We start from the raw sequence: 26,537 nt of genomic DNA, 5'->3' as shown, positions 1-26,537 counted from the left end.
TCAGTTCGCCACGCCGTCAGCGCGTTGGCGCGGCAAAGCCAGTTGCAGCAGGTTGGATTCATTGGCCTGTTCGCGGCTCAGCTCGCCGCGCATCGCCCCTTCGCACATCACCAGGATGCGGTCGGAAATGCCCATCACTTCCATCAAGTCACTGGACACCACGATCACGGCAATGCCGCTGGCAGCCAGGTTGTGGATGATCTGATAGATCTCGGCCTTGGCACCGATGTCGATGCCACGGGTGGGCTCGTCGAGCAGCAGCACCTTCATCGGCATCGACAGCCAGCGGCCGAGAATCGCCTTCTGCTGATTGCCGCCGGACAGGAACTTGATCTGTTGCCCGGCGTGGGGCGTCTTCACCCTCAAGGCCTTGATCTGTTTGTCGGCATTGTCCTTTTCCCAGAGCCCGCGAATCAGGCAGCGGAATCCGGCATGGGCCGGACGCGCGCTGATGTTGATGTTCTCGGCGACGCTGCCCAGCGGAATGATGCCCTCCTTCTTGCGGTCCTCCGGGCACAGCAGGATGCCGGCGGCAATCGCGTCCCGAGGCGAACGCAGTTTCAGTTCATGACCCCGCAACTCCAGGCGACCGGCGCTGCTGCGCTCCAGGCCACTGAGCAAACGGAACAGCTCCGTACGCCCGGCGCCGACCAGACCGAACAACCCGAGGATCTCGCCCTTGTGCGCGTCGAAGCTCATCGGCTCGCGCAATCCCGGCCCCTGCAGGCCGTCGACCCGCAAGGCCACAGCCCCCCGCTTGCGCGGGCGGTAATCGTAGATGTCCTGGATATCGCGACCGACCATGCAGGTGACCAACTGGTCGTGAGTCAGCTGGTTCATGTCCTCGAAGGTGCGCACGTAGCGGCCGTCCTTGAACACCGTCACGGCATTGCAGATGCGGAAGACTTCTTCCATGCGATGGGAAACGTAGAGCACCACTTTGCCCTCGTCGCGCAGGCGACCGATGATCGCCATCAAGCGATCGATCTCCCGCGCCGAGAGGCTGCTGGTCGGCTCGTCGAAGGCAATCACGTGCGCACCACGGGACAATGCCTTGGCGATCTCCACCAGTTGACGCTGCCCCAGGGACAGGCGCCCGACCTTCTGTTGCGGGTCGATCTCATCGGCCAGGCCCTTGAGACAGGCCAACGCTCGCTGACGCAGTGCGCCGCGATTGATCAGGCCGAAACGGGCGGGCAGATGGCCGAGAAAGAGGTTTTCCGCCACGGTCATTTCCGGCACCAGGTGCAGCTCCTGATGGATCACCGCGACCCCGCAGGCGATGCTGTCGGCCGTGGACTTGAAGGCCATCGTCCGCTCACCGATGTGCAATTCACCGCTGCTGGGGATATAAGCGCCACCGAGAATTTTCAGCAGCGTCGACTTGCCGGCACCGTTCTCGCCCATCAGGGCATGCACCTGGCCCGGGTGCGCGACGAAGCTGATGCCATCCAGCGCCTTCACGCCGGGAAAGGTCTTGCCGATCCCGTCGAAGCGCAAACTGCCGCCGACGCTGTCATGTTGTGTCTGTACTTGCGCGTGCATAAAACACCTCTTCCCACGGATCGGGCAGCCCCGTCACCGAGGCCGCCGAGGAAATCAACCGAGCCTCAGTTCCACAGGCCGATCTTTTCCAACTCCTGCTTGAAGTTGTCCCGCGTGATCAGCGTCACGTCGTCCATTGCGGTGTACTTGGGCGGTTCCTTGCCGGTGGTGACCCACTCGAACATCATGCTGGCGGTGTTGTAGCCTTCGATGTGCGGGCTGGGCAGCATCGAACCGAAAAAGCCGCTGTTGGGCTTTTTCAGCTCACCGATGGCATCGGTGCCATTGATGCCGATGCCGATTACGTTCGCCGCGGCAAACCCGGCACTCTCGGTGGCGCGCACGCCGCCCAGCACGGTGTTGTCGTTCATACCGCCGATGATCAGGTTTTTCGCTGCGCCCGGCAGTTTCACCAGCGCCGAGTTGGTGGCGTCCATGCTGCCCGGTACGTCGAGGGTCTTGAGCGCCGAGAACAGGATGTGGTCCTTCGGCATCCCGGCGTCTTCCAGGGCCTTGACCGAACCGTCGGTGCGTTTCTTGCCGGTGTCGAGTTCGTTATAGGTGTTGATCACCGCGTAGGTGTCTTTCCAGTCCCAACCGCGCTTCTTCGCTTCGGTGGCCATCGCCGCACCTTGCTTCTGGCCAACCTCGAAGGCCGCCATGCCGAGATAAGGCACCTCTTCCATGAACTTGCCGCTGGCGTCGACGAAACGGTCATCCACCGCAATCACTTTCAACCCGTTGAGCTTGGCCTTGGCCATGATCGCAGGCCCCAGGGACACGTCCGGCGGGCAGATCACGAAACCCTTCGCGCCGTTGGCGGCCAGGCTGTCGATGGCAGACAGGGTTTTCTCACCGTCCGGCACGGCGATCTTGATGACGGTGAAGCCCTTGTCTTTCCCGGCCTTTTCCGCGAAAGCCCATTCGGTCTGGAACCAGGGTTCCTCCGCCTGCTTGACCAGAAAACCGATCTTCACTTCCTCAGCCGCCAGCAGCGTGCTGCTCAGGCTGACCGCAGTGACCGCCAAGGCGGCACGGCACAGGGAACGGATCCCACGACGACGATTCATAAGCTGACTCCTTGTTATTTTTTTTGAGCGTTAGTTGAAAGCCAATCAAAGGTTACTGCAAATAGTCATATCGTATGATGATTGGATTTCAGGCGTGGTTCCGCACCTGAAATCGAGGGGCTCAGTCGTGATACATCACTGAGCGACCACCATCGATGGTGATGCACGAAGCGTTGATGAACGGCGCCTCGTCACTCGCCAAAAACAACGCCGTCATCGCCACCTCCATCGGTTGCCCGATGCAACGCGGCGGATGCAGGTCGAATGCGCGCTGACGTTCGGCGTGCGGGTCGGCAAAGCCGTTCCAGTAATCGATGTTCAGTTGGGTTTCGATATAGCCTGGGGCGATGGCGTTGACGCGAATGCCCTTGGCCGCGTACTCGATGCCCAGTGCACGGGTCAGGCCGAGCAGGCCATGCTTGGCCACCGGGTAAGGGAAGCAGCCCGGAATGATGTGGCTGGAATGGGTCGAGGCAATATTGATAATGCTGCCGACGCCCTGCTCGATCATCTGCGGCAACACCGCCCTGCAACCGAACCAGGCGCCGTCCAGGTCGATGGCAAAGCAACGGCGCCAGTCTTCCTCGGTCATTTGCAGGGGGTCGCGGAACACGTTGACGCCGGCACAGTTGACCAGCACATCGATGCGACCGTGGCGTTCGACGGCGAACCGGGCCATGGCGTGCAGGTCATTCTGACTGGACACGTCGACCTTGAGCGCCTGGACATCGAAGCCTTTGTCGCGCCAATGCTTCGCCACGGCTTCGACTTTTTCGCCCTGGATATCGCTGATGACCAACCGGGCCTGCTGCGAAGCGAAGGCGGCGACGATTGCCTCGCCAATGCCCTGGGCGGCGCCGGTCAGCAGCACCACCTTGTTGCTCAGGCGTTCGCCCTTGGGTGGTTCGGGCACGGGAGGCAGAGACAGGAGCTCAGCCATGCGCCCGAGCCTCTATTCCTGGGCACGACAAAAACCGGGCATCTGTGGATGTCCGGGCAAAAAAGCAGTAGATAAATCGTTTCATCACTTCACCTGTCTTGTTCTTTTTAAGTGTGAGTGCGTGCAACTGATGGAGCCGACTATAAACCCGACCGCCAAATAATCTCAATATATAATTTTACATCCCATATTTTGGGATTTAACCGGCAAATCTCGTACAGGGTTTTCCGGACACATCGACCTGAAGGGCCAACACTGCGCCGTCCAGCGGATGGTTGAGCGGGCTGGCTGCGCTGGTGATGTAGAGGGTGTTCAGGTCGGCACCGCCAAACACGCAACTGGTGGGACGACTGACCGGCAGCTCGATCACGCGGTCGACCTGCCCGTCCGGTGCCAGCCTGAGCAGGCAACTGCCGTCCCAGCGCGCGTTCCAGATGAACCCTTCGGCATCCATCGCCGAGCCATCGGGACCGCCTCGCTCATGCGGGCCGAACCAGGCCTGGGCAGGCTCGAGACTGCCGTCGGTCCGAATGAAATGCCGGTAGAGCGTGCCATCCAGACTGTCGGCGAAATACAGCGTGGTGGCGTCGTCGCTCCACAGCAACGTGTTGGGAATCCCCAGACCACGCAGCAGCGGCGTGACACGGGCATCGCGGTCGATACGAAACAAACCGCCGGAACGCCGCACCAACGCCAGGTCTTCGCCGTTTTCGCCGATGTTGTTCTGCATGGTGCCAAGCCAGAGTCGGCCCTGAGCGTCGCAACGGGCTTCATTGCCGCGATTGCCAGGCTGCGGGTCGGCGACGCACAACAGCGTCAGCCGCGGCTCGAGCCCCGGCGAATCAAGGTCCAGCCGATAGACGCCACTGCTCAATGTCACCAGTGCATCGCCACTTTCACAGGGAATGAAGGCGGACACGTGCTCGGGCATCTGCCAGATCTGCACGTTGGCGCCGATCAAACGCAGCGCCTGACGACCGGCGATATCGACCCAGTACAGCGCCTGGGTCGGTGCGTCCCAGAACGGTCCTTCGCCCAATTGCGCGCGATGCCCGGTGACTGCAGTCCACTTCATGAAACCTCCGCCTTGTTGTTGTTTTTATCTGGAACACATTCGTTCCCGGATCCTGCCCCTTTAGCCGGCTTTCTTGTCGGCCATGACCTGCGGGTAAAAACGCTTGATCGCCAGGTCGGCGTTATCGATCAGGGTCATGCAGGCCCATACGCCCCGCGCCGAATCACGGGCGGCGATGGCATCGGCCATTTCTTTGTGGATGGGCAGCGTGCGTCGCAGTTCGTCCGGGTCGGCCGCAGACACTTCGAAGGACACCGCCAGCAACGCGCCGAGCGCCGGGACCATCTGTTCGATGAACTGGTTGTGGCTGGCCGCCAGGATGCACTCATGGAAAAACCGGTCGGCGCGGTTGTAATCGATGCCACCGTCAACAGCGCGCTCCAGCGCGTTATAGGCCAGCAGAATCGCGTCGACCTGTTCGACCGTCGCCCGCTCGCAAGCCCAGCGCACCGCCATCGGCTCGATGGTGCGGCGCAAGTCCAGCAGATCGTCGACAAAATTTTCCGGCAAGCCGCTGCGTGACAGCCAGCCAACCACCTGTGGATCGAAGAGGTTCCAGCGCCGAACCGGCAACACCCGCGTGCCGACCTTCGGACCGACTTCGAGCATGCCCTTGGCCACCAAAGTCTTGATGGCTTCGCGGATGACCGTGCGACTGACGCCCAACTGCTCGCCGAGGTCGGCTTCAACCTTGAGCGCTTCCCCCGGTTTGACCTGACCGGCGGCAATCCAGCAACCCAGCCAATCGACCGTCGACGCATGAAAACTGCTGGACATGGACACCTCGAAGCCATTCGCTGAGCAGGACCACGCTAATCATCATATGATTGGGTGTCAATTTGATTTTTCACCAGAACACCCAAGCCCCACAGCAAGCTCCCCCAGGGGCATGCGTCAGGGTTCGAGGCCGATCCGGAAAAATTCACCGCCACTCCACACCCCCAACCAACGCTGCCCGTCGATCTCACGACTGACCGCCAGCTCCACCAGTTGGTAGAACACATTGCGGTGGATCAGGCCTTCGAGGTTGCTGCGCACATGCACGTAGGGCGCAGGCTCCTGGGTATCGGGATCGATCATCACCCGGATCGGATGCTCGGCACCTGCCTCGGTGGTTTCGTCCACGTTGGTGGTGAAGCGCAGGGTTTGTGCTTCGCCCTCACCCTCCACTTCCACGGCAATCGCGACAAAGGGTGCGTCGTCGACCTTGATCCCGACTTTCTCGACCGGGGTGATCAGGAAATAGTCATCGCCATCGCGGCGGATGATGGTGGAGAACAGCTTGACCATCGGTTTGCGCCCGATCGGCGTACCCAGGTAATACCAGGTGCCGTCGCGGGCGATGCGCATGTCGATGTCGCCGCAGAACTCGGGGTTCCACAAGTGGACCGGTGGCAAGCCCTTGGTCTTGGGGATTTGCCCCAACAGGTCGTTGGCTTTCTGCGGGCCACTCATGGCGTTCTCCTTCGATTTACTGGTCGCTGATCCCCAGCAGGCTGCGCGCGTATTGTTCCAGCGGCGGGCCCATCAGGTCTTCCGGCTTTTTGTCGTGGAACGTCAGTAAACCGCCACGACTCTTGATGCGTGCAGTATCAATCAAATACTGGGTGCTGGTCTCGATCAACATGATCTGAATCACCCCGGTGTCGACACCGAGACGGTCCACGGCTTCCTGGTCCAGCCACTCATCGGAGTTGCCGATGCGGTCGTCGGCCTTGGCGAAACGGGTATACAGCAGGTAATGCGCGCCCACCGCACGGGCCTCGCCCATGGCTTGGTCGAGACCTTCCGGCGCCCGCGCGCGGCGGACCATCGGGAAGTACTCGATAAAGCCGTCGAAAGCGACTTCGGCAATCACGTTGGGTCGTGGATACACGGCACTGTGCGGCGGTGCAAAGGCACCTTGGGCAATGTAGACGAACGAGTCCGGCTGGATGCGCAGGTTGTTCACCCGACGGCTATCACTGTGGTCAAGCAGACCGGCGTCGCTCATATGGTAGCGAGTCCCTTCTGCCATATCGCTGACATTCATGCAGCCACCAAGTGCCAAAACGGCCAGCAGCAAAACCAGGCTACGCATCCTACCCTCCAGAGGCCGGTGACGGAAAACCGGCGAATGGCCATGGGATGCAGCTTCCGCGCCAGCTCCCGAACTTGGGTACCGTGTGGATACAATCGCCAAAAACTGCGGGGGCGAGCCTGCTCGCGAGAGAATCAGCCGCCAATGATCTTCATGACGGTCGCGCCACCGGAGAACGCCACATCCTGCTTGTCACCCAGGGCTTTCACCAGCAGGCGTTGCAAGGCCGGCAATGCCTGATGACGCGGCTTGTCCAGGAGGTCACCGACATAGTGACGGTTGCTCGACGACAGGCAGCCGTGCAGCCAGCCGGTGGACGACAAGCGCAGTCGCGAGCAGGTCCGGCAGAACGGCACGCTTTCGTTGGCGATCACGCCGAAATAACCTTGACCCGGAATCTCGTAGCGCACAGCGGTGGCGTCGATGGGCGCATCGGCCTGGAGATACTCATGGTGATCGCCAATCAGGCTCAACAGCTGTTGCAGGCTGACGAACTGCTGCAGGAACGCATTGGAATCGCTGGCCAGGTGACCCATGCGCATCAACTCGATAAAGCGCAACTCATAGCCGCGCTCCAGGCAGTAATCGAGCAGCGGCATCACCTGGTCCAGATTCTGCCCGCGCAGTGGCACCATGTTGACCTTGATTTTCATCCCGGCTGCGCTGGCCTGTGACATGCCGTCAAGCACCGTCGCCAGGTCGCCACCGCGGGCGATGGTGCGAAACGCACTGGCATCCAGGGTATCGAGGGACACATTGAGACGGCGGATGCCTGCGTTGACCAACAACGGCAGTTTTTTTGCCAGTAACTGGCCGTTGGTGGTCAGGCTGATGTCTTCCAGCCCCATCTGCCCCACAGCCGCCATGAAGGCTTCGAGTTTGGGGCTGACCAACGGCTCGCCACCGGTGATGCGCAAGCGCTCGATGCCGGCCGCTTCGATCAGATACGCCACGCCGCGCGCCATGGCCTCGGCCGACAGCTCATCCTGCGCAGCCACCAGCCGCTTGCCGTTGGGCACGCAGTAGGTACACGCGTAATTGCAGGCTGAGGTCAGGCTGATTCGCAGATTGCGGAAACGCCTGCCTTGACGGTCAACGATCATGATCACTCCGGCACAGGGGAATCGAACGAAGCAAAACTTGACTCACAAATCAAGTTTTAGCAAGTCCTATGCCTGAGTATATTCCTGAGGTACTGCGCCATGTAGCAAAATCATGGCGCGATGACGCAACTGAACAACTCAGCTGCTCGGTGTGTCGGTATCGCGCTTGCGCTTGTTGCCCATGCGCACGCCGATATCCATCAGGAACTGGAAGAAACCTTCCTGATCTTCCAGCACATTGCTCCAGAACGGAGAGTGATAGAGCGCCACCGCACCGTGGACCAGTGCCCAGGACGCGCAATAGTGGAAGTAAGGCGGCACGTCTTCGAGCTTGCCTTCACTGATCCGGCCCTTGATCAGCAGGGTCAGGCGTTCGAAGTTGGAGGCGCGGATCTTGTGCAGCTCCTCGATCATCTCCGGCACCTGGTTGCCCTTGACCACCTTCTCTTCAAGACGATCGAACAAGCGATAGCGTTGCGGATCGCGCATGCGGAATTCGAAGTAGGCCCGGGACAGGGCTTCCTTGTCCTTGTCGACATCGGCCGAATGCAACAGCTCGTTCAGATCACGCTCATAATCGAGCATCAAGCGCAGATAGATCTCCGCCTTTGACTTGAAGTGCTTGTAGATCGTGCCTTTGCCGATACCGACGGCATCAGCAATCATCTCGACGGTGACACTGTCTTCACCCTGGTCGAGGAACAGCTTGAGCGCGGTATCGAGAATTTCCTGCTCGCGGCGACGAAATTCACGGACCTTACGAGGTTCTTTATGCATAAGAAAAGGTCTGTCGGGGTCAAAATTCGAAGCCGCGTATTATGCCTAACTTGCGCAAAAATGCACGGATCATCCGAGCATATCTGTGTTTCTCGATGATTTCTCGCAAGGTCCTCTTTTAATGAGAACGCTTCTGAAGCGGCTGTATTCCAAAATTGTTTAAAAACCGCGACCGGTGAACTGGACTCGGCGCAATACTGATCAATACTTCAACTGTCGGCGATGCATCTCCCCCAAGTGCCGCGCCGATATTGGTACCAACGGACCGCGTACCATTGTTTTACTCCTAATGGTCTTAACCCGGATTCACCCCCCAGAACCCGGGTTTTTTTTGCCTGCGATTTAACCTTTCACATGCGCCAGCGGAAACAGCCGGCGGAAATTCGCGGTGGTCTGCTCGGCCAATCGCTCGTAGGACTCACCGCGCAACATGGCCAGGAACTCTGCCACTTCCCGCACATATTGCGGCAGGTTCGGCTTGCCCCGATAAGGGATCGGCGCCAGGTAGGGCGAGTCGGTTTCCACCAGCAAACGGTCGGCGGGCACTTTACTCGCCACGTCACGCAGCGCATCGGCATTGCGGAAAGTGACAATCCCGGACAGGGAAATGTAGTAGCCCATGTCCAGCGCCTCCCGGGCCATCTCCCAGTCCTCGGTGAAGCAGTGCAGGACGCCGGCCTGGGGCAGCGCAGCCTCGCGCAACAGGCTCAGGGTGTCGGCCCGGGCGCCCCGGGTGTGAATGATCACGGGCTTGCCGGTCTGCTGTGCAGCTTGCAGGTGCAGGCGAAAGGACTCCTGCTGCAACTGCGCCGCCTCAGGCTCGTAGTGATAATCCAGGCCGGTTTCGCCAATCGCCACCACGCGCGGGTGATTGAGTTCCTGCAACAGCCAATCCAGCGCCGGTGCAGCCCCCGGTTGGACGTCCAGCGGATGCACGCCCACCGAACAATCGACATCGTCGTAGCGCTCGGCCAGGGCCTTGACGTCGGCCGCGTTGTCGGCGCTGACGCCGATGCACAGAAAGTGCCCGACGCCGCGCTGCCGGGCTGCCTCGAGTGCGGCATCCAGGGAGCCGTCGTGTGCGGCAAGGTCAAGGCGGTCAAGGTGGCAATGGGAATCTACAAGCATAAAGGGGCGGCAACTTACATCGTATGAGTGGGACGGTCGGACTTCAGGGCTCCGGCCAGATGGGTTTCGATTCGACTGCGCGCGGCGCTGTCGCCATCGTTGAACTGCACGCCCACGCCAGCGGCGCGGTTGCCCTGGGCACCTTTGGGCGTGATCCAGGCGACCTTGCCGGCCACCGGGATTTTTTCCGGTTCGTCCATCAGGTTCAGGAGCATGAACACCTCGTCGCCCAACTTGTAGCTCTTGTTGGTCGGGATGAACAGGCCACCGTTCCTGATGAACGGCATGTAGGCCGCGTAAAGCACGGATTTGTCCTTGATGGTCAAGGACAGGATGCCGTTGCGCGGGCCCTGGTTCGCGGTTTCATTCATGCTGACCTCCACTGCCGATGTTCAGAGTCTAGGCGCAGTCGATCACTTATGGGTAGGCAATGACGCCCATTGCACCAGCAAGGCTTCCAGCAACAGCACGCGGTTGAGGTTGGCCTTGCTCAGGACTTTCTGGCGCTGGGCGAGTATCCAGTCCTGAATATTCAAGGTTTTTTCCTGGCTGGTTTTCTGCGCCAGGTACTGAATGACCTTGCGCATGTCGGGCAGCCCCAGCCCGTCTTCGTCCTGGGTCAACTGATATCGCAGGATCAGGCTCGACCAATCGCAGAACCAGTCGAACAGCAACAGCAGCGGAAGCGAATTCCAGCCCTCGGCCAGCTGCGTGGGTGATTGTTGTTGCTTGAGCAGTTTCTTGACACCGTCGACCACCAGCGCCCGCTGCTCTCGCACCCCCTGGGCGTGCAGGTTGACCGCCGCCAGCGGCGAACCGGCGGCCAGGGTCAGCAGCTCGATGCGTTCCTCTTCGGCACAATCGGGCAGCGCCGTTGCCAGCCAGGCCAGGCTCACCGCCTCGCTCGGCAACGGGCACGCCTGCTGCACGCAACGGCTTTTGATGGTCGGCAACAGGCGGCTGCTCTGATGGCTGACCAACAGCAGCACCGTGTCGCCGGAGGGCTCTTCAAGGCTTTTGAGCAAGGCGTTGGCAGCGTTGACGTTCATCGACTCGACCGGCTCGATCAGCACCACTTTGCGCCCGCCCAGTTGCGCGGTTTGCACCACGAAGCTGACCAGGTCACGCACCTGATCGACCTTGATTGCCTTGTCGGCCTCTTCCGGCTCGAGAATGTAGTTGTCAGGGTGACTGCCGGCCTTGAGCAGCAGGCAGGATTTGCACTCGCCGCAGGCGCCCTCACCGGTTGGGTGCTGGCACAGCAGGCTGGCCATCAGGCGTTCGGCCAACGCGCGCTTGCCAATCCCGGCCGGACCATGCAGCAGATAGGCATGAGCATGCTGCTTGCGACCGGCGAACTGCTGCCAGAGGCTGTCCTGCCACGGATAGGCTTCAGCCACGGCTCAGCTCCAGCAGACGCGGCAACAAGGCGTCCAGTGACTGCTGGACCTGCGCCAGAGGCTGTGCGGCATCGACGAGCAGGTAACGCGCCGGCTCTGCTGCGGCACGCTTGAGGAACGCGCTGCGCACGGCATCGAAAAAGGCTCGGCCTTCCAGCTCGAAGCGATCCAGGCGGCCGCGGGCGCTGGCACGGGCCAGGCCCACTTCCACCGGCAAGTCGAAGATCAGCGTCAAGTCCGGACGCAGATCGCCCTGGACGAAGGTTTCCAGCGTCGCGATGCGCTCCAGCGACAAGCCACGTCCTCCACCCTGATAGGCGTAGGTCGAATCGGTAAAGCGATCGCACAGCACCACGGCGCCCCGGGCCAGTGCCGGGCGGATCACGCCGGCCAGATGCTGGGCGCGGGCAGCGAAGACCAGCAGCAGCTCGGTGTCCGGGTCCATGGACTCTTCGACCGGGGCCAGCAGCACGTCGCGGATGCGTTCGGCCAGCGGCGTGCCACCGGGCTCGCGGGTCAATACCACTTCGAGTCCAGCGGCGCGCAGACGCTCGGCAAGGTACTCGCGGTTGGTGCTCTTGCCGGCGCCTTCAGGGCCTTCCAGGGTAATAAACAAGCCAGTCACGGGCAGTCCTTAGTCAAGTTCATTGCGGGCGTTGCGGCGTGGAGGCGCCCGATTCGGGCGCAGACTCGGCAGCGGGCTCTTTGGCAGGTTCTTCGCTCGGTTGCGGGGCCGGCTCCTGGCTTGGCGCCTGAGCCGGTGCCTGAGCGGGCTCGGGCGGGGTCACGGGCGGCAACGCTTGCGGGTCGGTGTCAGGCGAAGCCGGCGGGATCGGCGCCGGCTCACCATTCGTTTCAGGAGCCGTGACCGGCGCCGGGCTGGAGCGATAATCGGCACGTCGCTTGAGCTGGAACTCGCGCACGGCACTGTTGTGGGCGTCCAGATCGTCGGAGAACACATGGCTGCCATCCCCACGGGCGACAAAATACAGGCTGTTGCCGGCCACGGGATTCAGCGCTGCATGGATCGCTTCGCGGCCGACCATTGCGATCGGCGTCGGCGGCAGGCCTGCGATCATGTAGGTGTTGTAAGGGGTCGACTCCTTGAGATGGGCGCGGGTCAACTTGCCGTTGTAACGATCGCCCAGGCCGTAGATCACGGTCGGATCCGTCTGCAACAGCATCCCCAGCCCCAGACGTCGCACGAACACCCCTGCAATCTGCCCGCGCTCCTGCGGCACGCCGGTTTCCTTCTCCACCAGCGAAGCCATGATCAGCGCCTGGTAGGGGTCGGTATACGGCACGTCCGCCGCGCGTTGTGCCCACTCGGCGGCCAGCACCTCATCGAGGCGGTCATAGGCTTTTTTCAGCAGCTCGACGTCGGTCATGCCACGAACGAAACGATAGGTGTCCGGGAAGAAACGCCCTTCCGGAAAGACACCCTTGTGACCAAGCTTGTCCATCACATCGCTGTCGCTCAAGCCGTCCAGGGTCTTCTCCAGCTTTTCAGCCTTGGCCAGGGCCGCGCGAACCTGATGGAAATTCCAGCCTTCGACCAGCGTCAGGCTGTACTGGACCATCTCGCCGCGCTTCCACAGGTCGATCAGGTCGTCGACCGTCATGCCGGGCTGCATGCGGTATTCGCCACTGTGCAGGGGTTGCCTTGGCAGGTTGAAGCGCCAGTACACGCGCAACCAGAAAGCGTCCTTGATGACGCCATCGGCTTCAAGTCGGTAGAAAGTGCGGGTGGGGGTCGTGCCCTTGGGCACATCCAGCAACGCTTCCTGAGCAACATTCAATGGCTGGTTCAGCGCCGTATGGATCTTCCAGGCCGAAGCGCCCAGACACAACCCTGCCAGAACCAGGCCGGTTTCCAGCAACAGCAAGAGTTTACGTCTCACGTATCAAGCATCCAGTAGCGCGCGGGAAATGTGTTGGAGTTTACGGGTGAGCGGCCCAACCGGCCAGCTCAGTGCTGCATAGGCGCGCACCGGCCAGACGCCATATACGCTGTTGCAGACAAACACTTCATCGGCCCATTGCAGCTGTTCGAGGGTGATGTCGGTGATATGCGTGGAGATTCCCAACGACTCGGCTTGAAACAATAATTCCGCGCGCATCACGCCGGCAACACCACAACGCTTGAGATCGGCGGTGATCAACACGCCATTGCGCACAAGGAACAGATTACTGAAGACGCCTTCGATCACCCGCCCCGCCTGATCCAGCATCAACCCTTCGGCGTGCTCGGCGTCTTGCCATTCGGACCGCGCGATGACCTGCTCAAGACGGTTCAGGTGCTTGAGCCCCGCGAGCAGGGGTTGCGTGGAGAGTCGCGTGGCGCAGGGAAACAGACGAACGCCTTGTTCGGCATGGATGCCGGGATAGGCAGCCGGAGGATTGCCCTGCAGGATGCGTCGGGCCTGGGCCGAGGGATCAGGCGCGTAACCGCGCAAGCCGTCGCCACGGGTGAGAATGAGCTTGAGCACGCCCTCACCCAGTGCTGCGGCGTAGGCCAGCACCTCACTACGGATCAAGCCGTGATCGGTGTTGATCGCCAGCCGCGTGCAGCCTTGCGCCAGGCGTGATAGATGGCGATCCAGCAACAACGGCTGGCCACTACGCACGGCAATGGTCTCGAACAGACCATCGCCGTAAGCCAGGCCGCGATCCTTCAGCGACAGAGCGTCAGCCGGCTGACCGTCGACCCAGCCGTCCATCAGCCTGCGAACCGGCGGAACACCAGCGAGCCGTTGGTGCCGCCAAACCCAAAGGAGTTGGACAGCACGACGTCGATATCCATGTTGCGCGCCGTGTGCGGCACGAAATCAAGGTCGCAACCTTCGTCCGGCTCATCCAGGTTGATGGTCGGCGGCGCCGCCTGGCTGTTGATGGCCAGCACGCTGAAGATCGCCTCGACCGCGCCTGCAGCACCCAAGAGGTGACCGGTCATGGACTTGGTCGAGCTGACGGCCAGCTTGTAGGCATGATCGCCGAACACCGACTTGATCGCACAGGCCTCGGCCAGATCGCCGGCCGGCGTCGAGGTACCGTGGGCGTTGATGTACTGGACCTGATCGAGATTGACCTTCGCATCGCGCAGGGCATTGGTGATGCAACGTGCAGCACCGGCACCGTCCGCAGGAGGCGACGTCATGTGGAAGGCATCGCCACTGGTGCCAAAGCCAACCAGCTCGGCATAGATGGTCGCGCCACGAGCCTTGGCATGTTCCAGCTCTTCGAGCACCAGCGCGCCGGCACCGTCGGACAGGACGAAGCCATCACGGCCCTTGTCCCACGGACGGCTCGCACGGGCCGGTTCGTCATTGCGGGTGGAAAGTGCACGCGAGGCACCGAAACCGCCCATGCCCAGGCCACAGGCGGCCATCTCGGCGCCGCCGGCGATCATCACGTCCGCTTCGTCGTACATGATGTTGCGTGCTGCCATGCCGATGCAGTGCGTACCGGTGGTGCACGCAGTAGCGATGGCGTAGTTGGGTCCCTGTGCGCCGAGGTGGATCGACAGGAAACCGGAAATCATATTGATGATCGAGCCAGGCACGAAAAACGGAGAAATCCGCCGTGGGCCGGAATCATGCAGGGTGCGGCTGGTTTCTTCGATATTGGTCAGTCCGCCAATACCCGACCCCATGGCCACGCCAATGCGTTCACGGTTGGCGTCGGTGACTTCAAGACCGGCATTGCGTACCGCCTGGAAACCGGCGGCCAGGCCGTATTGAATGAACAGGTCAAGCTTGCGAGCTTCCTTGACCGACAGGTATTCCTCGACATTGAAGCCCTTTACCGAGCCGCCAAAACGGGTGGAATAGGCAGAAAGGTCGGTGTGTTCGATCAGACCAATGCCACTGCGGCCAGCCAGAATGCCCTGCCAACTGCTCGGCACATCTGTGCCCAGTGGCGACAGCATACCCATACCGGTGACTACGACGCGTCTACGCGACACAACACTCTCCTTTTTCAAATGACGACTTTGCATCAGGCCTAAAGAAAAAACCGCACGCCGTGACGGCAGTGCGGTTTTTCCACGACAGCGAGCAACGATTACAAACTATTACGCCTGGTGGGCAGTAACGTAGTCGATTGCAGCTTGTACAGTAGTGATCTTTTCAGCTTCTTCGTCAGGGATTTCGGTCTCGAATTCCTCTTCCAGAGCCATCACCAGCTCAACGGTGTCAAGGGAGTCGGCACCCAGGTCTTCAACGAAGGAAGCAGTGTTGATCACTTCTTCTTCTTTAACACCCAGTTGCTCGGCAACGATTTTCTTGACGCGCTCTTCGATGGTGCTCATACCTTGTTTTCACTCCTAATGGACAAATTCAGGCAGCTGGCCAGTGGATAAGTGTATAGAAAGACTTTTCAGCTTTTCAACTGAAAGCTTCACTCCTCAGATCCGGCGACCCTCTGCCTATAAATAGATTGCAGCTTTATAACGGATTTTAGACAGCTCGTATGACATTTTTTTGAAGCAATCCGTCACATTTAACCTACATATACATCCCGCCGTTCACCGGGATTGTAGCCCCAGTCACGTATGCCGCACCGTCGGATGCAAGAAAAGCGACCACAGACGCGATCTCTTGTGCTTGTCCCAGACGGCCCAGCGGAATTTGCGCCTGCAAGGCTTCACGCTGTGCCTCGGGCAGTTCACGGGTCATATCGGTGTCGATGAACCCAGGGGTTACCGAGTTTACCGTAATCGAACGCGAACCGACTTCACGCGCCATGGCACGGCTGAAACCTTCCAGACCTGCCTTGGCGGCGGCATAGTTTACTTGGCCTGCGTTGCCCATGGCACCCACAACCGAACCAATACTGATAATTCGACCCCAACGGGCCTTGGTCATGCCGCGCAAAACGCCCTTGGACAGGCGATATAGACTGTTCAGGTTGGTATCGATGACGTCATACCACTCGTCGTCTTTCATGCGCATCATCAGGTTATCGCGGGTGATACCGGCATTGTTGACCAGAATCGCCGGCGCACCGAACTGTTCCTGGATGCTCGCCAGTACCTTTGCCACGGATTCATCGTTGGTGACGTTGAGTTCCAGGCCAGTGCCCTGGATACCGTTTTCCTTCAGGGTCGCAGCGATGCGCTCGGCGCCCGAAGCAGAGGTCGCGGTGCCGACAACGATGGCCCCCTGACGACCCAGTTCCAGGGCGATAGCCTGACCGATACCGCGGCTGGCACCGGTGACCAGTGCAACTTTACCTTGCAGACTCATGCAAGCTTCTCCTGATTCAGGCCAACGCTGCGCGGGCGGCAGCGAAAGCATCTGGGGTATTGAGGTTGGATGTCGATACGCCTTCGGCGCAACGTTTGTTGAGGCCAGCCAGGACTTTGCCGGGACCGCACTCGACCAGTTGGGTCGCGCCCTTGGCAGCCAGTGTCTGCACCGATTCTACCCAGCGCACAGGCTTGTAGAGCTGCTCGAGCAGATCGCGCTTGAGGGTTTCCAGATCGGCGGGCACCTGGGCACTGACATTTTGCACCAGGGGAATTTGTGGCGCCTGCCAGTCGATCGCGGCGATCGACTCGGCGAAACGCTCGGCCGCAGGACGCATCAGCTCGCAGTGGGACGGCACGCTGACCGGCAACGGCATGGCACGCTTGGCGCCACGGGCCTTGCAGCCTTCGATGGCGCGCTCGACCGCCGCCTTGGCGCCGGCGATGACCACCTGGCCCGGGGAGTTGAAGTTGACGGCGCTGACCACTTCGCCTTGCGCCGCTTCGGCACAGGCTGCCAGCACGTCAGCGTCTTCCAGGCCGAGGATGGCCGCCATGCCGCCCTGCCCGGCCGGAACGGCTTCCTGCATCAACTGGCCACGACGTTCGACCAGTTTCACCGCGTCGCCCAGGCTCAGGCTGCCTGCCGCGACCAGTGCGCTGTACTCGCCCAGGCTGTGACCGGCGACGTACGCTGGACGCGCGCCACCTTCGGCCAGCCACAGACGCCACAAGGCGATCGAGGCCGTCAGAATGGCCGGCTGGGTCTTGTCGGTTTGATTGAGTTGCTCTTCCGGCCCTTGTTGGGTCAGTGCCCACAGGTCATAGCCGAGCGCATCGGATGCTTCTTTGAAGGTTTCGAGGACCACTGGATGTTGCGCGCCCAACTCGGCCAGCATGCCGAGGGACTGCGAACCCTGTCCTGGAAAGACGAATGCGAGGGAAGCAGACATGTAACAAGCCCCTAATGATCTTGTCGTCGAAGAATTGGCGCCCCACCGGGGGACGCAAGAAACTGACAGTTTGGATGGCCAATGGAACCAAGCGGTCACATTTAAGCATTGTCCGACGAAAACGCCTAAAGCAACAAATCCTCCAGCCGACCGTGAATGCGCTCCGGCAGGTTTTCCTGAATCTCTATAAGCGCCCGTGAAATGGCACTCTGAAAGCCCAGAACACCGGCAGATCCATGACTTTTCACCACAATTCCCTGCAAACCGAGGAAACTTGCGCCGTTATGCCGCGCAGGAGCGAGATCCTCTTGCAGGCGCTTCATCAACGGCAACGCCAGTGCGCCGACGACTTTTGATGCAAAGTTTTTTTTGAACAGGGCTTCGATGCGCCCTGCAATCATGGTCGCCAGGCCTTCGCTGGACTTGAGCAGGATATTGCCGACGAAGCCGTCGCACACCACCACATCCGCTTCGCCACGGTACAGACCGTCACCCTCGACAAAACCGATGTAGTTGATGCCCCGAGCGCTCTGCAACAAGGTCGCCGCCAACTTGACCTGCTGATTGCCCTTGATGTCTTCGGTGCCAATGTTGAGCAATGCCACCCGGGGACGAACGATACCCAGGGTTTCAGCGGCTACCGACCCCATCACGGCGAACTGCAGCAGGTGCTCGGCACTGCAATCGACATTGGCCCCCAGGTCGAGCAACTGGCAATAGCCCTTCTGCGTCGGAATCGCTGCCACCATGGCCGGCCGGTCGATACCTGGCAGCGTCTTGAGCACGAACCGCGACAACGCCATCAGCGCGCCAGTATTACCGGCACTGACGCACGCCTGGACCTTGTCATCGCGCAGCAACTCCAGGGCCACGCGCATCGACGAATCCGGCTTGCCACGCAGGGCCTGGGCGGGCTTTTCGTCCATGGTGATGACTTCGGACGCCGGTGCAATCGACAGACGCGAGCGATCCACAGCCGAATGGCCAGCGATCAATTCTTCAAGAAGGGAGGGTTGACCGACGAGGGTCAGGTGCAGCGAGGGTGTAGCAGACAGGCAAGCGAGGCTGGCCTGGACAATGCTGCGGGGACCGAAGTCCCCGCCCATTGCGTCAATCGCGATGACTTGAGCAGACAAGTGATTACTCGTCAGCGCCCTTGTCGATCACTTTACGACCACGGTATACGCCTTCTGGCGATACGTGGTGACGCAGGTGAACTTCACCGGTGGTTTTTTCTACAGACAGGGTGCTAGCCTCGAGAGCATCGTGCGAACGACGCATGTCACGGGCAGAGCGGGATTTTTTGTTCTGCTGAACAGCCATAATTGATTAACTCCTAAACGTTTGGGTCACGCTTTAACTGCGCCAATACACTGAACGGGTTGGACCGCGTTACCTCGTCCTCGCTCGGTTCGGGTTCATCTGCTCCCGCCGGCTGCTGGCATTCTTCCGGATGATGAGCAGGCACAATGGGCAAGGCGAGCAGAAGCTCCTCCTCGATCAGTGACTGCAGATCCAAAGGATCTTCGCCCAGTTCCAGCACGTCATAACCTTTCGGCAACGACTGGGTATTCGCACCCTCCTTCACCACAGCATAACTGCATTCGCTATGGATCGGCAGGGTGACCAGCTCAAGACAACGCTGGCAAACCATTTTGACTTCGGTGTCGATAAAGCTGTGAATTACCACAGACTTACGTTCATCTCGTTCAAAAACGAATTTAGCCTGCACCGTACCGACAGTGTCGGAAAGCGGGTCGCAGAGTCTCTTCAAATCGGCCAGCAGCATTTCACCTTGAAGGGTGGTGCCACGGTCAGCCAATTTGCGCGGGTCAACGTGAGGTGGAATCGGGTCATTCAACATAGGCGCAGCATTATAGGGATGCCCCCGGCCATGTCAAAGGAAATTCCGCCCTGTCCGTCACCTGGAAGCCTCGCTAGAATTCGCACCTGTAATCCGGAGATGCACATGCTGCCTTTATTACTCGCTTCAAGCTCGGCCTATCGCCGGGAATTGCTGGCCCGCCTGCAACTGCCGTTCATCTGCAGCTCGCCGGATATCGACGAAAGCCGCCGGCCGGACGAGCCTGCGATCGAACTGGTCAAACGCCTCGCCCGGAAAAAAGCGCAGGCCCTTGCCGGCAGCCATCCCGCTCATCTGATTATCGGCTCCGACCAGGTGGCGGTGCTCGGCGAACGTATTATCGGCAAGCCCCATACGTTCGAGAAGGCCCGCGAACAACTGCTCGCCTCCAGCGGCGCCAGCGTGACCTTCCTCACCGGTGTGGCCCTGCTCAACAGCCAGACCGGCCATTGCCAGGTCGACTGCGTGCCATTCACCGTACACATGCGCACACTCGACACCGCACGCATCGAACGCTACCTGCTGGCCGAGCAGCCTTACGATTGCGCTGGCAGCTTCAAGGCCGAGGGCCTGGGCGTGAGCCTGTTTCAACGCACCGAAGGCGCGGATGCCACCAGCCTGATCGGCCTGCCGCTGATTCGCCTGATCGACATGCTGCTGGTCGAAGGTGTTGCAATACCCTGAGCGCCCGCCCTCCTCCATGAAAAAACCGGCCACGAGAGCCGGTTTTTTTCATGCCGCCCGCCAGTCAGCGCAGCGAAGGGCCATGGAAACCCATCCACATCGCCAATTGCTCAGCCACGCTGGCGCCGAGTTTTTTCGAGAAGCGATCGAACGGCGATTCCTGGACAGTGAAATCCACCAGCTCTTTCTCGCCAATCACATCACGCGCCACCGAACTCGCATTGCCCAGGCCATCGATCAAGCCCAGCGGCAGCGCCTGCTCACCGGACCAGACCAGCCCAGAGAACAGCTCCGGATGCTCTTTGTCCTTCAGGCGGTCGCCACGCCCCTGCTTGACGCTGTTGATGAACTGTTTGTGGGTGGTATCGAGCACACCCTGCCAGAACGCAGTCTCTTCAGGCTTCTGCGGCTGGAACGGATCGAGAAACGACTTGTGCTCGCCGGAGGTGTAGGTACGACGCTCGACACCGAGCTTTTCCATGGTGCCAACGAAACCGTAGCCGGCGGCGGTCACACCGATGGAGCCCACCAGGCTCGCCTTGTCGGCGTAGATCTGATCGGCGGCACTGGCGATGTAGTAGGCACCGGACGCGCCCAAGTCGGAAATCACCGCATACAACTTGGTATCGGGGTGCAAACCGCGCAGACGGCGAATCTCGTCATAGACATAGCCCGACTGCACCGGACTGCCGCCCGGGCTGTTGATCCGCAGGATCACGCCCTTGACCTTGTTATCCTCAAAGGCCGCCCGCAGGCTGCCGACGATATTGTCCGCACTGGCGGGCTCCTTGTCGGCGATCATGCCATTCACATCGATCAGCGCCGTGTAGCTGCCGCCGCGGCTGGCAGCCTTCTCCATGTCCATCAACGGCGTGAACAAGGCCAGCGCGACGAACAGGTACACGAAGGTCAGGAGCTTGAAGAAAATCCCCCAGCGACGGGATCGACGCTGCTCCTGCACCCCGGCCAGCAAGGTTTTTTCCAGCAGCTTCCAGCTTTTCTCGTCACCGCTTTGCGCACTCGACTTCTCGGGCGCCTTCCATTCGTCGGTCATGCCATTCACCCCAGCAAAAACGTATTAAGCCCGCTGATTCAGCCAGGCATGCAACTGTGAAAAACGATCAATGGACAACCGTGGCTCAAACGCTTTCAACGCCTCGATCGACTGAGCGCCATAGCTGACCGCCACCGACCCCATGCCGGCGTTGCGCGCCATCTGCAGATCGAACGACGAATCACCCACCATCAACGCCTGCTCCGGACGCACCTCGCAATGAGCAAGGATCTGCTCGAGCATCAACGGATGAGGCTTGCTGGCGGTTTCGTCTGCCGCGCGAGTGATATCGAAATAGTTTTCCCAACCGTGGGACTTCAGCACCCGATCCAGACCGCGACGCGCCTTGCCTGTCGCGACCGCCAGGTGATAGCCCTCGGCGCGAAACGCCTCCATCGACTCCACCACGCCTTCGAACAAGGGCGAAGGCACGGCTTCCGAAGCGATGTAGTGATCCGCGTAATGCTGGCGGAACGCCTCCATCTCTCTGTCATCGATCTCGGGATACAAGGTGCGAATCGCTTCTGGCAGACCCAGGCCGATGATGCCCTTGACCGCAAAGTCATCACGCAACTCGAACCCCATGCGGCCGGAGGCAACGTGCATCGCTTCAACAATCCGACCGATGGAATCGGCCAACGTGCCGTCCCAGTCGAAAATCAACAATTTGTAATCAGATGGGTGCACTCAGGCGCTCCACAGTTTGGGACCACATGTCATCAACCGGCGCCTGAAGCTTCAGCTCACCGCCATCGGGCAGCGGCACGGTCAGCATGTAGGCATGCAGGAACAGGCGTTTGCCGCCCAGATCACGGATTTCCCGGGTGAAATCGTCATCGCCGTACTTGCTGTCGCCAGCGATGCAGTGCCCGGCGTGCAAGGTGTGCACGCGAATCTGGTGGGTCCGACCGGTGACTGGCTTGGCCTCGACCATGGTGGCGAAATCGCCGAAGCGGCGCAGCACCTTGAACACGGTCAACGCGTCCTTGCCCTCTTCATTGACCTCCACCATGCGCTCGCCCGAACGCAGATTGCTCTTGAGCAGCGGCGCGCGCACCTGCTTGATCGATGTCGCCCAATTGCCCCGCACCAGCGCCATGTAGCGCTTGTCGACGCCATCGCCGCGCAGCGCTTCATGCAAATGGCGCAACATGCTGCGCTTTTTGGCAATCATCAGCAGGCCGGAGGTGTCCCGGTCCAGGCGATGGACCAGTTCCAGCTCCTTGGCTTCGGGGCGCAGCTGTCGGAAGGCTTCGATCACGCCGAAGCTCAGGCCGCTGCCGCCGTGGACCGCGATCCCGGCCGGCTTGTTGATCACGATCAGCGCCTTGTCTTCGTAGACAATCGAGGCTTCCAGGCGCTGCAACAGCCCCTGGGCCACTGGCACCGGCTCGTCACGCTCGGGCACGCGAACCGGCGGGACGCGCACGATATCGCCCGCCTGCAGCTTGTATTCGGGCTTGATCCGACCTTTGTTCACCCGCACTTCGCCCTTGCGCAAAATGCGGTAAATCAAGGTCTTGGGCACGCCTTTGAGCCGAGCGAGAAGGAAGTTATCAATACGTTGGCCGGCATATTCCGGCGAGACCTCAAGCAGTTGTACGCCTGGAGTCGAGGGGGCAGTAGTCGTCATGGCGCGGATGATATCAATTTTTTATGGAATTGAAGCACTTAATCATTACTGCTATAGTCGCGAACGCCGCCAAAAGCGGCCTGGACAGCGGATTAACGGTCAAAAACCGGCCCTGACCAAAGCAATTCACCAGGACGCGAGGCCGTCCTACGGGGCTTTCGCTACGTAACGGTGGAGTTTGCAGTTGTAACGAGCGCAGGTGACATGAGGCCTGAATCACGCCGCAAAGCAGAGTTTCAACTCGCCACGCGAGCTCATATTCACGGCCAGTTCACAAAGTGCAGTCAGCAGCGAATGACCCCGAGCGCAGGCTTCGGAAACAACGCCTAAATTAGCCATGATGCGTGATTTCCCCTTTCGGAGCTCACGGTAAATGCCAACCCGCTGCGGATTCTGCGCGCGGCAGCACCCGAATTATCAGGGATACGTGTAGGGTGGAGATGCACAACCGCTGGACTGTGTAGCAATAGGCTTTATCTAGACGCTTCATCTCGTCCACAGCCGCCGGTTGATTCCTCCTCCTGACTGAGTGCTTAAGTAGCCACAGCAAGCAGGACGCGTACGTCGCGACGAAGGCCCACATTGGCCGGACCTCGCTGGACACGGGACTGGCCAACCATTCCCGACGCACCTGACACCGACCGTGAGAAGTCGTGTGTGCCGAACGCCGTTTCCGGCAGCCCGGAAACCGACGGTACTACATGAAAAGAATGCTGATTAACGCAACTCAACCCGAAGAGTTGCGTGTTGCACTGGTAGATGGCCAACGCCTCTACGACCTGGACATCGAATCCGGTGCACGCGAGCAGAAGAAGGCCAACATCTACAAAGGCCGGATTACTCGCATCGAACCGAGCCTTGAGGCTGCCTTTGTCGATTTCGGCTCCGAGCGCCACGGCTTCCTGCCCCTCAAGGAAATCTCCCGCGAATACTTCAGGAAAGCGCCTGAAGGCCGCGTCAACATCAAGGACGTCCTGAGCGAAGGCCAGGAAGTCATCGTTCAAGTCGAAAAAGAAGAACGTGGCAACAAGGGCGCCGCCCTGACCACCTTCATCAGCTTGGCCGGTCGTTACCTGGTCCTGATGCCGAACAACCCGCGTGCCGGCGGTATCTCCCGTCGCATCGAAGGCGAAGAGCGCAACGAACTGCGTGAAGCCCTGAACGGCCTGGTTGCACCTGCCGACATGGGCCTGATCGTGCGCACTGCCGGCCTGGGCCGCAGCAGCGAAGAAATGCAGTGGGACCTCGACTACCTGCTGCAACTCTGGACCGCCATCAAGGAAGCCTCGCTGGATCGCTCCGCTCCGTTCCTGATCTATCAGGAAAGCAACGTGATCATCCGCGCCATCCGCGATTACCTGCGCCAGGACATCGGCGAAGTGCTGATCGACAGCGTTGAAGCCCAGGACGAAGCCCTGACCTTCATTCGCCAGGTGATGCCGCAATACGCGAGCAAGATCAAGCTGTACGAGGACAGCGTCCCGCTGTTCAACCGTTTCCAGATCGAAAGCCAGATCGAGACCGCTTTCCAGCGCGTCGTCGAACTGCCTTCCGGCGGTTCCATCGTCATCGATCCGACCGAAGCCCTGGTGTCCATCGACATCAACTCGGCGCGCGCCACCAAAGGCAGCGACATCGAAGAAACCGCCCTGCAGACCAACCTTGAAGCCGCCGAAGAAATCGCCCGTCAGTTGCGCCTGCGCGACATCGGCGGCCTGATCGTCATCGACTTCATCGACATGACCCCTGCCAAGAACCAGCGCGCCGTGGAAGAGAAAGTCCGCGAATGCCTGGAAGCCGACCGCGCTCGCGTGCAAGTCGGTCGCATCTCGCGCTTCGGCCTGCTGGAAATGTCCCGTCAGCGCCTGCGTCCATCGCTGGGCGAAAGCAGCGGCATCGTCTGCCCTCGCTGCAGCGGCACCGGCATCATCCGTGACGTTGAGTCGCTGTCCCTGGCGATCCTGCGCCTGATCGAAGAAGAAGCCCTGAAAGACCGCACCGCCGAAGTTCGCGCCCAGGTGCCGATTCCGGTGGCAGCCTTCCTGCTCAACGAAAAACGCAACTCGATCACCAAGATCGAACTGCGCACCCGTGCCCGTATCGTCATTCTGCCGAACGATCACCTCGAGACCCCGCACTTCGAAGTGCAGCGTCTGCGCGATGACAGCCCGGAAGCGGCCAACAACCAGTCCAGCTACGAAATCGCTGCGGCCGCCGCCGAAGTCGAAGAAGTCCAGCCAGCTGCCGCAACCCGCACCCTGGTTCGCCAGGAAGCCGCGGTCAAGACTGCGCCGGCCCGCGCCAACGCTCCGGTTCCAACCGACGTTCCCGCCGCACCGGTGGCTGCGCCGGCCGCCGCGCCAGAGCCAAGCCTGTTCAAAGGCCTGGTGAAGTCGCTGGTCAGCCTGTTTGCAACCAAGGAAGAACCTGCCGCGCCAGCCGTGGTAGAAAAACCGGCCGCTTCCGAACGTCCGGCACGCAACGAAGAACGTCGCAACGGTCGTCAGCAGAGCCGCAACCGTAACGGTCGCCGCGATGAAGAACGCAAACCTCGCGAAGAGCGTGCACCGCGTGAAGAGCGCGCACCACGCGAGCCACGTGAAGTCCGTGAAGTCCGCGAAGAAGCCCCGGCCGCTCGCGAAGAACGTGCTCCGCGCGCCCCGCGTGAAGAACGTGCTCCACGCGCGCCTCGCGAAGATCGCAAGCCACGTGGCGAGCGTGAAGAGCGGGTTCGTGTACTGCGCGAGCCTCTGGATGCTGCTGCGCCGGAAACCGCTGCTGCCGTGACCGCTGAAGAGCGTCCAGCCCGCCAGCCACGCGAAGAGCGTGCTCCGCGCCCACCGCGTGAAGAACGTCAACCGCGTGCCGAGCAAGCGGCTGCCGTGGCCGAAGAAGAACTGACCGGCAACGAAGAGCAACTGTCGGAAGACGGCCAGGAGAACGCCGAGGGCGATCGTCCACGCCGCCGTTCCCGTGGCCAGCGTCGTCGCAGCAACCGCCGCGAGCGTCAGCGCGATGCCAACGGCAACGTGATCGAGGGTTCGGAAGAAGCGGAATCCGCTGAAGGCAGCGAAGCACCAAGCGCCGCCGACCTGGCCGCGGGCCTGGCAGTGACCGCCGCCGTTGCCAGCACCGTGATCAGCGCTCCAGCCGAAGCTCAGGCCAACGAGCAAGCTGAACGCGCCACTGCTGCCACGCTGGAAACCGCTCCAGTCGAAGCACCAGCCGTCGAAGCACCGGTCGTCGAAGCGACCACTGCGGTGGAAGTGACGTCCGCTCCGGAAATCGAAGTGGCACCGGTTCAGGAAGCACAGCCTGAAGTGGAAGCCGCTGCCGAACCGGCCGTAGTGGTTGAAGCGCCCGCCGTGGTTGCCGAACCTGCCGCTGAAATCACTGCAGAAACAGTGACCGAACCGGTTCGCGAAGTTCGCGAAGAGCAAACCGCGTTCAACTGGGTGGCCGAACCGGCTGCTGTCGAAATCCCAGCCCCTGCGCCCGTCGCTGAGCCTGAACCCGTGGTTTCCGAACCGGTCGTGGCAGCTGCCGAACCGGCTCCAGTGGTTGAAGCGCCGGTCGTTGCCGAAGCCCCCGCTCCAGTGGTCGAAGCGGCTCCTGTCAGCGCCCTGACGCCAAGCGGCCGTGCGCCGAACGATCCACGTGAAGTGCGTCGCCGCAAGCGTGAGGAAGAGCGCCTGCAGAAGGAAGCCGAACTGGCCGCCGCTGCCGCTCCAGCTGAAGCCGTAGTCGCCGACGAGCCTGCCCCGGTGGTTGCCGAAGTGGTCGAGGCAGCCCCTGCCCCGGTCGTCGAGGCCCCCGCTGAATCGGCTGAATCGGTGATCCACGAAGCACCGCGCTCCGTACAGGAAGCGGTCGTGCAACACGAAGCCCAGGAAAAAGAACACGAGCCTAAACCGCTCGTCTGATTCTGCGGCGACTAAAAAGCCCCGCCTGGCGATGCCAGGCGGGGCTTTTTTATGCCTTTG

At 60.9% G+C, this 26,537-nt stretch carries 27 protein-coding genes; 2 read left to right on the top strand and 25 right to left on the bottom strand.

What is annotated here, in order from left to right; genetic code table 11:
• The 22 genes from araG to IB249_RS15140 all read right to left on the bottom strand — a co-directional run bounded on the left by araG (position 1) and on the right by IB249_RS15140 (position 19,183).
• Complete coding sequence (gene araG, locus IB249_RS15245) at positions 1-1,545, bottom strand: L-arabinose ABC transporter ATP-binding protein AraG (RefSeq protein ID WP_192306058.1); 1,545 nt, start codon at positions 1,543-1,545, stop codon at positions 1-3.
• 65 nt (positions 1,546-1,610) lie between these two features.
• On the bottom strand, positions 1,611-2,615 hold the full coding sequence (locus IB249_RS15240) for a substrate-binding domain-containing protein (protein WP_192306056.1): 1,005 nt from the start codon (positions 2,613-2,615) through the stop codon (positions 1,611-1,613).
• A gap of 121 nt (positions 2,616-2,736) precedes the next feature.
• Positions 2,737-3,555, bottom strand: coding sequence for an SDR family oxidoreductase (locus IB249_RS15235; RefSeq protein ID WP_192306054.1), 819 nt, complete (start codon positions 3,553-3,555; stop codon positions 2,737-2,739).
• A gap of 199 nt (positions 3,556-3,754) precedes the next feature.
• The gene (locus IB249_RS15230; RefSeq protein WP_192306052.1) at positions 3,755-4,630 is read right to left on the bottom strand and encodes an SMP-30/gluconolactonase/LRE family protein; all 876 of its coding nucleotides are present in this window, start codon (positions 4,628-4,630) and stop codon (positions 3,755-3,757) included.
• A gap of 60 nt (positions 4,631-4,690) precedes the next feature.
• Positions 4,691-5,407: a FadR/GntR family transcriptional regulator gene (locus IB249_RS15225; protein ID WP_192306050.1), complete on the bottom strand. Its 717-nt coding sequence runs from the start codon at positions 5,405-5,407 to the stop codon at positions 4,691-4,693.
• 117 nt (positions 5,408-5,524) lie between these two features.
• Positions 5,525-6,085: a DUF1285 domain-containing protein gene (locus tag IB249_RS15220; RefSeq protein WP_192306048.1), complete on the bottom strand. Its 561-nt coding sequence runs from the start codon at positions 6,083-6,085 to the stop codon at positions 5,525-5,527.
• 16 nt (positions 6,086-6,101) lie between these two features.
• Positions 6,102-6,710, bottom strand: coding sequence for a DUF4823 domain-containing protein (locus IB249_RS15215; RefSeq protein WP_192306046.1), 609 nt, complete (start codon positions 6,708-6,710; stop codon positions 6,102-6,104).
• 134 nt (positions 6,711-6,844) lie between these two features.
• The gene (locus IB249_RS15210) at positions 6,845-7,813 is read right to left on the bottom strand and encodes a GTP 3',8-cyclase MoaA (protein ID WP_192306044.1); all 969 of its coding nucleotides are present in this window, start codon (positions 7,811-7,813) and stop codon (positions 6,845-6,847) included.
• A 138-nt stretch (positions 7,814-7,951) separates the two neighbouring features.
• Positions 7,952-8,590, bottom strand: a complete 639-nt coding sequence (locus IB249_RS15205; protein WP_008031613.1) for a TetR/AcrR family transcriptional regulator — start codon at positions 8,588-8,590, stop codon at positions 7,952-7,954.
• A 342-nt stretch (positions 8,591-8,932) separates the two neighbouring features.
• Positions 8,933-9,718, bottom strand: coding sequence for a TatD family hydrolase (locus IB249_RS15200; RefSeq protein ID WP_192306042.1), 786 nt, complete (start codon positions 9,716-9,718; stop codon positions 8,933-8,935).
• A gap of 14 nt (positions 9,719-9,732) precedes the next feature.
• Positions 9,733-10,089, bottom strand: coding sequence for a PilZ domain-containing protein (locus IB249_RS15195; RefSeq protein ID WP_192306040.1), 357 nt, complete (start codon positions 10,087-10,089; stop codon positions 9,733-9,735).
• A 42-nt stretch (positions 10,090-10,131) separates the two neighbouring features.
• Positions 10,132-11,118, bottom strand: coding sequence for a DNA polymerase III subunit delta' (locus IB249_RS15190; protein ID WP_192306038.1), 987 nt, complete (start codon positions 11,116-11,118; stop codon positions 10,132-10,134).
• Positions 11,111-11,743 carry a dTMP kinase gene (tmk, locus tag IB249_RS15185; protein ID WP_192306036.1) on the bottom strand — a complete coding sequence of 211 codons (633 nt, stop codon included), beginning with the start codon at positions 11,741-11,743 and terminating at the stop codon, positions 11,111-11,113. The genes IB249_RS15190 and tmk overlap by 8 nt, the downstream gene beginning before the upstream one ends.
• A 19-nt stretch (positions 11,744-11,762) precedes the next feature.
• Positions 11,763-13,019, bottom strand: a complete 1,257-nt coding sequence (gene mltG, locus IB249_RS15180) for an endolytic transglycosylase MltG (protein WP_192306034.1) — start codon at positions 13,017-13,019, stop codon at positions 11,763-11,765.
• A gap of 3 nt (positions 13,020-13,022) precedes the next feature.
• Positions 13,023-13,838: an aminodeoxychorismate lyase gene (gene pabC / locus IB249_RS15175; protein ID WP_192306032.1), complete on the bottom strand. Its 816-nt coding sequence runs from the start codon at positions 13,836-13,838 to the stop codon at positions 13,023-13,025.
• On the bottom strand, positions 13,838-15,082 hold the full coding sequence (gene fabF, locus IB249_RS15170) for a beta-ketoacyl-ACP synthase II (RefSeq protein ID WP_192306030.1): 1,245 nt from the start codon (positions 15,080-15,082) through the stop codon (positions 13,838-13,840). The genes pabC and fabF overlap by 1 nt, the downstream gene beginning before the upstream one ends.
• A 108-nt stretch (positions 15,083-15,190) precedes the next feature.
• Entirely contained in the window at positions 15,191-15,427 is a 237-nt protein-coding gene (gene acpP / locus IB249_RS15165; protein ID WP_192306028.1) for an acyl carrier protein, read from the bottom strand.
• A 196-nt stretch (positions 15,428-15,623) separates the two neighbouring features.
• Positions 15,624-16,364, bottom strand: a complete 741-nt coding sequence (gene fabG, locus IB249_RS15160) for a 3-oxoacyl-ACP reductase FabG (RefSeq protein WP_192306026.1) — start codon at positions 16,362-16,364, stop codon at positions 15,624-15,626.
• Between the two features lie 16 nt (positions 16,365-16,380).
• A complete protein-coding gene (gene fabD, locus IB249_RS15155; protein WP_192306024.1) occupies positions 16,381-17,319 on the bottom strand; it encodes an ACP S-malonyltransferase in 939 nt (312 codons plus the stop codon).
• Positions 17,320-17,444: 125 nt separating this feature from the next.
• Positions 17,445-18,455, bottom strand: coding sequence for a phosphate acyltransferase PlsX (plsX, locus tag IB249_RS15150; protein WP_192306022.1), 1,011 nt, complete (start codon positions 18,453-18,455; stop codon positions 17,445-17,447).
• Positions 18,456-18,459: 4 nt separating this feature from the next.
• Positions 18,460-18,642 carry a 50S ribosomal protein L32 gene (gene rpmF, locus IB249_RS15145; protein ID WP_003179396.1) on the bottom strand — a complete coding sequence of 61 codons (183 nt, stop codon included), beginning with the start codon at positions 18,640-18,642 and terminating at the stop codon, positions 18,460-18,462.
• Between the two features lie 13 nt (positions 18,643-18,655).
• Positions 18,656-19,183, bottom strand: a complete 528-nt coding sequence (locus tag IB249_RS15140; RefSeq protein WP_192306020.1) for a YceD family protein — start codon at positions 19,181-19,183, stop codon at positions 18,656-18,658.
• A gap of 105 nt (positions 19,184-19,288) precedes the next feature.
• Between IB249_RS15140 and IB249_RS15135 the strand changes: the two genes are divergently transcribed.
• Positions 19,289-19,867 (top strand): Maf family protein, encoded by a 579-nt coding sequence (locus IB249_RS15135; protein WP_192306018.1) that lies wholly within the window; start codon positions 19,289-19,291, stop codon positions 19,865-19,867.
• A 64-nt stretch (positions 19,868-19,931) separates the two neighbouring features.
• On the opposite strand, the gene IB249_RS15130 is transcribed toward IB249_RS15135, so the two are convergent.
• Genes IB249_RS15130 through rluC form a run of 3 tightly spaced genes read right to left on the bottom strand, consistent with a single transcriptional unit; the run spans position 19,932 to position 22,554 of the window.
• Complete coding sequence (locus IB249_RS15130) at positions 19,932-20,921, bottom strand: S49 family peptidase (RefSeq protein ID WP_192306016.1); 990 nt, start codon at positions 20,919-20,921, stop codon at positions 19,932-19,934.
• A gap of 24 nt (positions 20,922-20,945) precedes the next feature.
• Positions 20,946-21,608, bottom strand: a complete 663-nt coding sequence (locus IB249_RS15125) for an HAD-IA family hydrolase (protein WP_192306014.1) — start codon at positions 21,606-21,608, stop codon at positions 20,946-20,948.
• Entirely contained in the window at positions 21,595-22,554 is a 960-nt protein-coding gene (rluC, locus tag IB249_RS15120) for a 23S rRNA pseudouridine(955/2504/2580) synthase RluC (protein ID WP_192306012.1), read from the bottom strand. Before rluC ends, IB249_RS15125 begins: the two co-directional genes overlap by 14 nt.
• 701 nt (positions 22,555-23,255) lie before the next feature.
• Between rluC and rne the strand changes: the two genes are divergently transcribed.
• On the top strand, positions 23,256-26,477 hold the full coding sequence (rne, locus tag IB249_RS15115; protein ID WP_192306010.1) for a ribonuclease E: 3,222 nt from the start codon (positions 23,256-23,258) through the stop codon (positions 26,475-26,477).
• Positions 26,478-26,537: the final 60 nt, after the last annotated feature.

The organism is Pseudomonas sp. PDM04 (assembly GCF_014851765.1).
Taxonomy (GTDB): domain Bacteria; phylum Pseudomonadota; class Gammaproteobacteria; order Pseudomonadales; family Pseudomonadaceae; genus Aquipseudomonas.
The sequence above is the reverse complement of the archived record's forward strand: the minus strand, read 5'-3'. Positions and strand labels throughout refer to the sequence as shown.

Coding starts and splice junctions, on each gene's coding strand:
- araG (WP_192306058.1), bottom strand. CDS start 1,545: ATGCACGCGCAAGTACAGACACAACATGACAGCGTCGGCGGCAGTTTG.
- IB249_RS15240 (WP_192306056.1), bottom strand. CDS start 2,615: ATGAATCGTCGTCGTGGGATCCGTTCCCTGTGCCGTGCCGCCTTGGCG.
- IB249_RS15235 (WP_192306054.1), bottom strand. CDS start 3,555: ATGGCTGAGCTCCTGTCTCTGCCTCCCGTGCCCGAACCACCCAAGGGC.
- IB249_RS15230 (WP_192306052.1), bottom strand. CDS start 4,630: ATGAAGTGGACTGCAGTCACCGGGCATCGCGCGCAATTGGGCGAAGGA.
- IB249_RS15225 (WP_192306050.1), bottom strand. CDS start 5,407: ATGTCCAGCAGTTTTCATGCGTCGACGGTCGATTGGCTGGGTTGCTGG.
- IB249_RS15220 (WP_192306048.1), bottom strand. CDS start 6,085: ATGAGTGGCCCGCAGAAAGCCAACGACCTGTTGGGGCAAATCCCCAAG.
- IB249_RS15215 (WP_192306046.1), bottom strand. CDS start 6,710: ATGCGTAGCCTGGTTTTGCTGCTGGCCGTTTTGGCACTTGGTGGCTGC.
- IB249_RS15210 (WP_192306044.1), bottom strand. CDS start 7,813: ATGATCGTTGACCGTCAAGGCAGGCGTTTCCGCAATCTGCGAATCAGC.
- IB249_RS15205 (WP_008031613.1), bottom strand. CDS start 8,590: ATGCATAAAGAACCTCGTAAGGTCCGTGAATTTCGTCGCCGCGAGCAG.
- IB249_RS15200 (WP_192306042.1), bottom strand. CDS start 9,718: ATGCTTGTAGATTCCCATTGCCACCTTGACCGCCTTGACCTTGCCGCA.
- IB249_RS15195 (WP_192306040.1), bottom strand. CDS start 10,089: ATGAATGAAACCGCGAACCAGGGCCCGCGCAACGGCATCCTGTCCTTG.
- pabC (WP_192306032.1), bottom strand. CDS start 13,838: ATGGACGGCTGGGTCGACGGTCAGCCGGCTGACGCTCTGTCGCTGAAG.
- acpP (WP_192306028.1), bottom strand. CDS start 15,427: ATGAGCACCATCGAAGAGCGCGTCAAGAAAATCGTTGCCGAGCAACTG.
- fabG (WP_192306026.1), bottom strand. CDS start 16,364: ATGAGTCTGCAAGGTAAAGTTGCACTGGTCACCGGTGCCAGCCGCGGT.
- fabD (WP_192306024.1), bottom strand. CDS start 17,319: ATGTCTGCTTCCCTCGCATTCGTCTTTCCAGGACAGGGTTCGCAGTCC.
- rpmF (WP_003179396.1), bottom strand. CDS start 18,642: ATGGCTGTTCAGCAGAACAAAAAATCCCGCTCTGCCCGTGACATGCGT.
- IB249_RS15140 (WP_192306020.1), bottom strand. CDS start 19,183: ATGTTGAATGACCCGATTCCACCTCACGTTGACCCGCGCAAATTGGCT.
- IB249_RS15135 (WP_192306018.1), top strand. CDS start 19,289: ATGCTGCCTTTATTACTCGCTTCAAGCTCGGCCTATCGCCGGGAATTG.
- IB249_RS15130 (WP_192306016.1), bottom strand. CDS start 20,921: ATGACCGACGAATGGAAGGCGCCCGAGAAGTCGAGTGCGCAAAGCGGT.
- rluC (WP_192306012.1), bottom strand. CDS start 22,554: ATGACGACTACTGCCCCCTCGACTCCAGGCGTACAACTGCTTGAGGTC.
- rne (WP_192306010.1), top strand. CDS start 23,256: ATGAAAAGAATGCTGATTAACGCAACTCAACCCGAAGAGTTGCGTGTT.